The 6499-nt window shown below is 41.8% G+C and carries 5 protein-coding genes; 3 read left to right on the forward strand and 2 right to left on the reverse strand.

Features of this window, described 5'->3' with window-relative positions:
* The first annotated feature begins 75 nt into the window (after nt 1–75).
* Nucleotides 76–1521, forward strand: coding sequence for an ATP-binding protein (locus PY364_RS02265; RefSeq protein ID WP_275520132.1), 1446 nt, complete (start codon nt 76–78; stop codon nt 1519–1521).
* Nucleotides 1522–1684: 163 nt separating this feature from the next.
* Here the strand turns inward: PY364_RS02265 and dnaN are convergent, their stop codons facing one another.
* Both dnaN and dnaA read right to left on the reverse strand, forming a co-directional pair.
* Nucleotides 1685–2848, reverse strand: a complete 1164-nt coding sequence (gene dnaN / locus PY364_RS02270; protein WP_275520134.1) for a DNA polymerase III subunit beta — start codon at nt 2846–2848, stop codon at nt 1685–1687.
* 346 nt (nt 2849–3194) lie between these two features.
* Nucleotides 3195–4553 (reverse strand): chromosomal replication initiator protein DnaA, encoded by a 1359-nt coding sequence (gene dnaA, locus PY364_RS02275; RefSeq protein ID WP_275520136.1) that lies wholly within the window; start codon nt 4551–4553, stop codon nt 3195–3197.
* 183 nt (nt 4554–4736) lie between these two features.
* Here dnaA and PY364_RS02280 point away from each other — a divergent pair, with 183 nt between their 5' ends.
* A complete protein-coding gene (locus PY364_RS02280; RefSeq protein ID WP_275520138.1) occupies nt 4737–6191 on the forward strand; it encodes an ATP-dependent DNA helicase RecQ in 1455 nt (484 codons plus the stop codon).
* Between the two features lie 69 nt (nt 6192–6260).
* Complete coding sequence (locus tag PY364_RS02285; RefSeq protein WP_275520140.1) at nt 6261–6392, forward strand: hypothetical protein; 132 nt, start codon at nt 6261–6263, stop codon at nt 6390–6392.
* Nucleotides 6393–6499: the final 107 nt, after the last annotated feature.

Genomic DNA, 6499 nt, shown 5'->3' on the forward strand with positions numbered 1-6499 from the left:
ACTTACGTGCTTAGGATCTTTATCCTACTCCCAGTCATATTGCCATACATCCTCAGTTTTAACTCCCATTAATTTATGCTAAATACTTCTAGCGTCGAAAAGTTAGTTACACCCATGCCAGAGGTTTCCAGACAAGACCTCCGTTTAGACTCAACTATTCAAGAGCTTCCCCTTTACGATTTTCAGGTTAAGCCTACAGATATAGGGATGAAAGTGGCTCAGATGTTTGAAGCCTACCCCCTCTTGCCAGGAGTTGTTTTGACAGATCAAAATCAGTTTGCTGGCATGATTTCTCGGCGGCGATTTCTAGAATATATCAGCCGCCCTTTTGGGCGAGAATTGTTTTTAAAGCGACCTCTAAAGTCCTTATATCGATTTGCTCAGACTGATACTTTAATGTTTCCCAGCGATACATTAATTGTAGATGCGGCTCGTCGCTCATTACAGCGATCGCAAGAACTACTTTACGAACCAATTGTCGTACAACACCCGCCTGAAGTTTACAAAATGTTGGACGTACATGAACTACTTGTCGCTCAATCTTACATTCACGAACTCGCTACTAAGTTACTACGCCAACAAACCCAAGCTCAAATGATTCAAACGGAAAAATTGGCGAGTTTGGGGCAAATGGTAGCTGGAGTAGCCCACGAAATTAGAAATCCCGTTACTTGCATTCTTGGAAATTTAGGTTTCCTCACAAACTATTCTGAAGACTTGATGCGGCTGCTGTCGGCTTACGATGTAGAAATGGCAAACTCCAGCCAAAAGATTGAGGAAATCAAAGAAGACATAGAATTTCAATTTTTACAAGAAGATTTGCCCGAAATTCTTCAAAGTATGAAAGTAGGAGCAGAGCGATTAAATGAACTTGTGACTAGCCTCCGCAGTTTTTCTCACATGGACGGGGCGAACCGCAGAGAAGCTAACATCCATGAATGTATTGACAGTACGCTTCTGATTCTCAAAAACCGCCTTAAACACAGCATTAAAGTGGTTAAAAACTATGGAGATTTGCCCCCAATTAGTTGTTATTCGGGTCAGCTCAGTCAAGTTTTTATGAACTTAATTGGCAATGCGATTGATGCTTTGGAAGAGTTAGAGGGGGAAGGAACAGACTCGCGTGTTATTAAGATTGAAACTGAACTCATAGAAAGTTTCGAGGGAGGCTGTGGGAATTCTGAATTAATTCCAAATAATACTATTGAGCGAAAAGAAGGGAAAAAGACTTTATCACTGGTGAGCAATCACCATGAGTTTAGCGATGGAGAAAAGGAAGAAGATATTAAAAATTACTCTGGAGTAGCGATCAGAATTTCTGACAATGGGCCGGGAATTCCTCCAGAAATTCAGCGGCGAATTTTTGAGATGTTTTTTACTACTAAACCTGTGGGAAAAGGGACGGGGTTAGGGTTGGCAATCACTCATCAAATTGTGACTGAAAAACATAATGGTAAGTTGAATTTGCACTCTACGCCGGGTACGGGAACTGAATTTGAAATTTTGCTGCCCTTGGTTTAAGGTGAGGTGGGCGGTTAAAACCGCGTGTACACAGACAAAACCCGCACTATAGGTCTTCACTGAGCTTGTCGAAGTGCGGACTTTGTTTGTATAGCAACCGCTTTCGTCGGTTAGGGGCTAGGGGCTAGGGGAAGAAGGGAATAGAATAGTTGATTTCCAAAAATCAAGCTCTCAACTGCACCGGCATCACCAGGAATGTGGCATTTACTCCCCCCAAAGGTCTAATAATTACAGGAGCAGTTGCCTCATTTAACTGCATTTGAATTTCAGCAGAAGGAGCAGTTTTCAAAATATCAATCAAATACTTGACATTAAAGGCAATATCTATACTCTCCCCGGAGATTTGAGCAGACATAGATTCCGTACCAGTACCAACATCTTTGGCATCCACAGACAAGGTTACTTTCTGATTTTCAGCATCGATACTACACTTGAGAATATTATTTTTTTGATCTGCAAGAACAGCAATTCTTTCTACTGCTGCTAAAAGCGATCGCCTTTCCAGTGTAATTAGCCGTTCAAAGGAGCGCGGAAGTAACTGCCGATAATTGGGATATTGCCCCTCTAAAGTCCGCGTCGTCAACCGTTGATCTGCCCATTCAAATACAATTTGACCTTGATCTAAATGTAGGGCTACAGGTTCGCTACTTTGACCAGCAGCCACCATTTTTTCTATTTCTCGCAGGGCTTTTGCTGGTACAGTGATCTCAAATATAGCGGAGGATTCTTGAGTTGGTAATGAGGTTTCGTCATATTCGCGATCGCTCACTTTAGCTGTTTCTACTACCGCCAATCTGTGGCCGTCAGTAGCAGCAAATTCTAGGCTATCTTGCTGCACTTTTAAATGTACACCAGTCAAGACTTGTTTTGTCTCGTCGGGGCTAGTAGCAAATAAAGTTCCTTTTAAGCCTGCGATCAAGGCTTCTGGAGGCAAATTAATCAATTCTCCTCCTTCTATTTCTGGCAATTCTGGGAATTCTTCGGGCCCCATACCCCTAACTGTATATTTGCCTGATGAGGATGTGACAGTTGCGATCGCCTCCCCTGCATCATCATCTAAGCTAATCTCTCCATCTGGCAGCCTGGAAATAATATCATTGAGCAACTTTGCAGGTAAAGTAAAACTACCGCCTTCATCCACCTGTGCTGCAAAGCTAGTGCGAATTCCCAGGCTAAGATCGAACCCTGTTAAACTCACCCGCTGCGTTTTTTCGTCGGCTACCAATAGAACATTAGCAAGTACCGGATGTGTCGGGCGAGAGGGAACCGCCCGACTGACTAGGGAAAGGTTGCTATTGAGGTCACTTTGTGTACAAATCAGTTTCATTGCGATGCTAAATGTAGGGCTTGGTATTTGTGCGGTTGAGTTTGACAATATCTTGAGGAGCCGGTAAGTCCAATGGGGATTTAGAACCCGCCCTGACACAGAAAGAATCTTATCACTATTCTCAGTATTCTTGCAGTCCTCAGTATTGACCTACTGAGTTCTTGTGGAAAATGTGGAAAAGGTTACGGAATTGTTTCTGTACTTATGTTTTAAGGATGACTTGCCTGTGGAAAACTTGTGGAAAAATCGTTAAAGTTGTCTAGTGTCGCGCCGCCGTCTCGGTGGTATAGCAACCGCCAAGGTGGTTAGGATAGGATAGATTGCTGAAAACCTAAGATTACTTAGGTTAATTTTGCGATCTACTGACAGCATTAATGCGATCGCCTAACTGACGCAAGGTTTGAGACAAATTCGGGTCAGTATTCCGCAATTGAGCAATTTTATCGCAACTGTAAAGTACCGTCGTATGATCCTTACCGCCAAAAACCTCGCCAATTTTAGGTAAACTCAAATCTGTATGCTGCCGCATCAAATACATTCCTACTTGACGAGCAAGACTAATTTCCCTGCGTCTAGAATGGCCTTTTAATTCTTCTGCTGAAAGGTCAAATACATCTGCTACTGCTGTCAGTATAACATCCGGTGATGCTTCCAATCTCTCAGTTTGAGGATTCAAAATTGGTGCTAAATTATCCACAGTCATCGGTAAACCCGTAATCGAAAGATAAGCCACAGCCCGAATTAAAGCTCCTTCTAATTCCCGAATATTTGACTTATAACTAGAAGCAATATATTCAATTACATCTCGCGGTAGCCGCATATTTTCATATTCAGCTTTTTTCTGTAAAATCGCCATCCGTGTCTCCAAGTCTGGCAATTGAATATCGGCAATTAACCCCATTGAAAACCGGGAACATAGGCGTTCTTGCAAGCGGGGAATTTGATTAGGCGGACGATCGGAAGCTAATACTATTTGTTTGCCCGCTTCGTGTAAAGTATTAAAGGTGTGAAAAAATTCTTCTTGGGTGTATTCCTTGCCTTCTATAAATTGAATATCATCTACTAATAAAACATCGGCCGCCCGGTAATGATCGCGGAAACTTTGCATACTATCTTTACGAATTGCTGCAATCAAATCGTTAGTAAATTTCTCAGTTGAAACATAAAAAATCTTTGCATCTGGGTAAATTTCCAGGCGATAATGACCGATAGCTTGCATCAGGTGAGTTTTGCCCAAACCTACGCCACCGCAGAGAAATAGGGGGTTGAATTCTCGCCCTGGAGACTCCGCCACTGCGAGGGAGGCGGCGTGAGCCATGCGATTATTTGAACCTACAACAAAACGAGCAAATATATGCTTAGGATTTAAGTTAGCAGGTTTAGGCTGTTGGTGAGAATAGTTTTCTGGAATATCGGGGGATGGCCAAATTAGTTCTGAACCATTGTTAGTAGTATCATCTCCGTTAAGGGTTGTGAGGTAGATATCGACGGAATGACCTAGAATGTCTTCGACTACTTGAGCAATTGTTTTAATGTAATATTTTTGCAACCAATTTCTAGCAAAAGGATTCGGTGTGCGGATGATCAAACAGTTATTTTCCAGTTGCTCAGGAGTGGCAGTTTTAATCCACGTCTCAAAGGTAGGTCGGCTTAGTTGTACCTGGAGACGTTCAAGCACCTGATTCCACAGAATTTCTAGGCGCATTTTTTTTCCAATTTATTGTAAAATTTTAAGTAGAATGCAGAAAAAAGATTTACAAATCATTTTAGGATTACTATTATATCACATAAGCTACCGTTCAGTCAATCAAATTAAGTAGAATGCTAAACTTAAACGTAATTATCTTATTCTGAAGATAACTATGTCATTGCGAGCGAAGATAACAAAGTGAAAAATTATCCAGAACAAGAATCTTTAAATCAGGCACGCGCCTCCTTCCAAAAAATCTGGGGCTACGCAGATTTTAGACCACCTCAAGGTGAAATTGTCCACAGCCTACTATTAGGAAAAGATGCCCTAATTATCATGCCTACAGGGGGCGGTAAATCTATTTGTTTTCAACTGCCAGCTTTGTTACAAACTGGATTAACATTAGTAATATCGCCGCTAGTAGCATTGATGGAAAATCAAGTACAAGAATTGCGCGATCGCTCGCTCCCTGCGGGACTAATTCACAGTCAATTACCTGCACAACAGCGAAAGAATACATTGCAACAAATACAGCAAAATCAGTTAAGGTTACTGTATTTATCCCCAGAAACATTACTCAGCAAACCAGTCTGGGAAGTTATCAGTCAGCCGCAGATCCAAATCAATGGTTTAATATTAGATGAAGCTCATTGTTTAGTACAATGGGGCGAAACTTTCAGACCAGCTTATCAGCGTTTGGGAACTGTACGCTCTACCTTGCTCAAATCTAAACCAGCGGGTAGTAAAATTGCAGTTGCAGCTTTTACTGCTACCGCCGATCCGCAAACCCAGCAGACAATTCACAAGGTTTTACAACTACAAAAACCAGAAAAATTTCTGCTAAATCCCTATCGGGAAAATCTACACTTGCGCGTTCAAATAGTTTGGACACCCAGAGGAAGGCGACAACAGTTATTAAAGTTTATTAACGCCAGAAAAGCACAAGCCGGATTAATCTATGTTCGTACTAGGAAAGATAGCGAAAGTTTAGCAGAATGGCTGGAAGAAGAAGATTATATAACGGCGGCATACCATGCCGGATTGAGTGCAGAAGCACGAAGAGAAATAGAAAAAGCTTGGTTAAATGGAGATATTCAGTTTGTTGTCTGCACCTCAGCGTTTGGTATGGGTATTAATAAATCTAATGTTAGATGGGTTGTACATTTTCAAGCACCACTGCTATTATCAGAGTATATTCAAGAAGTCGGGCGGGCCGGACGTGATGGTAAACCAGCCGAAGCATTAACCTTAATAAGTGAACCGACAGGTTGGTTATATCCAGAAGATAAGCAACGGCAAGAATTTTTTGAGGATAAATTGCGATCGCAATATCAAATAGCTCAACAATTAGCCAAAAAACTGCCATTGCAAGGAGAAGTTGAAGCAATCTCCCGCAAATTTCCCGAAGGTGCGATCGCCTTATCAGTTTTGCACAGTTCAGGTCAGCTTCAGTGGCGAGATCCCTTTAACTACAGTATCAACAAATCTGAGCGATCGCGCCCCAGCGAACAACTCAACCGCACAGCAGCACAACAAATGTCCCATTATCTCACAACTCGTCAGTGTCGATGGCAATTTTTGTTGCAAGCTTTTGGCTTTGAAACAGCTAAATCTATGCGTTGTGGCCATTGTGACAACTGCAAAAAGAGCTAAATTGCTGAAAACCTTGCTAAGATGGGCTTCTACCTCGTGCTATACCAATCGAAAATCATAACTTGTAAGATGAAATCAGACAACAAATATATTCAGCAATTTCGCTCTATTTTTAGCATGGCTCTGTTTGTGATTCTTGTATTAGGAGTAGGCTATTTAACAGTAAATTTTATCGTCCGCATACTAGAAAAGTTTGCCTAATATCATTTTTTAACCGCAGATGAATGCAGAGCAACGCGGACTATATTATCCTCATCCTAACTTACGCAAAAGATCCGTAACGCCGCCATCTTGGCGGTGACAATACC

It is taken from the genome of Kamptonema sp. UHCC 0994 (assembly GCF_029167235.1).
Lineage (GTDB): Bacteria > Cyanobacteriota > Cyanobacteriia > Cyanobacteriales > Microcoleaceae > Kamptonema.

Coding starts and splice junctions, on each gene's coding strand:
- dnaA (WP_275520136.1), bottom strand. CDS start 4,553: ATGCGCCTAGAAATTCTGTGGAATCAGGTGCTTGAACGTCTCCAGGTA.
- PY364_RS02265 (WP_275520132.1), top strand. CDS start 76: ATGCTAAATACTTCTAGCGTCGAAAAGTTAGTTACACCCATGCCAGAG.
- dnaN (WP_275520134.1), bottom strand. CDS start 2,848: ATGAAACTGATTTGTACACAAAGTGACCTCAATAGCAACCTTTCCCTA.
- PY364_RS02285 (WP_275520140.1), top strand. CDS start 6,261: ATGAAATCAGACAACAAATATATTCAGCAATTTCGCTCTATTTTTAGC.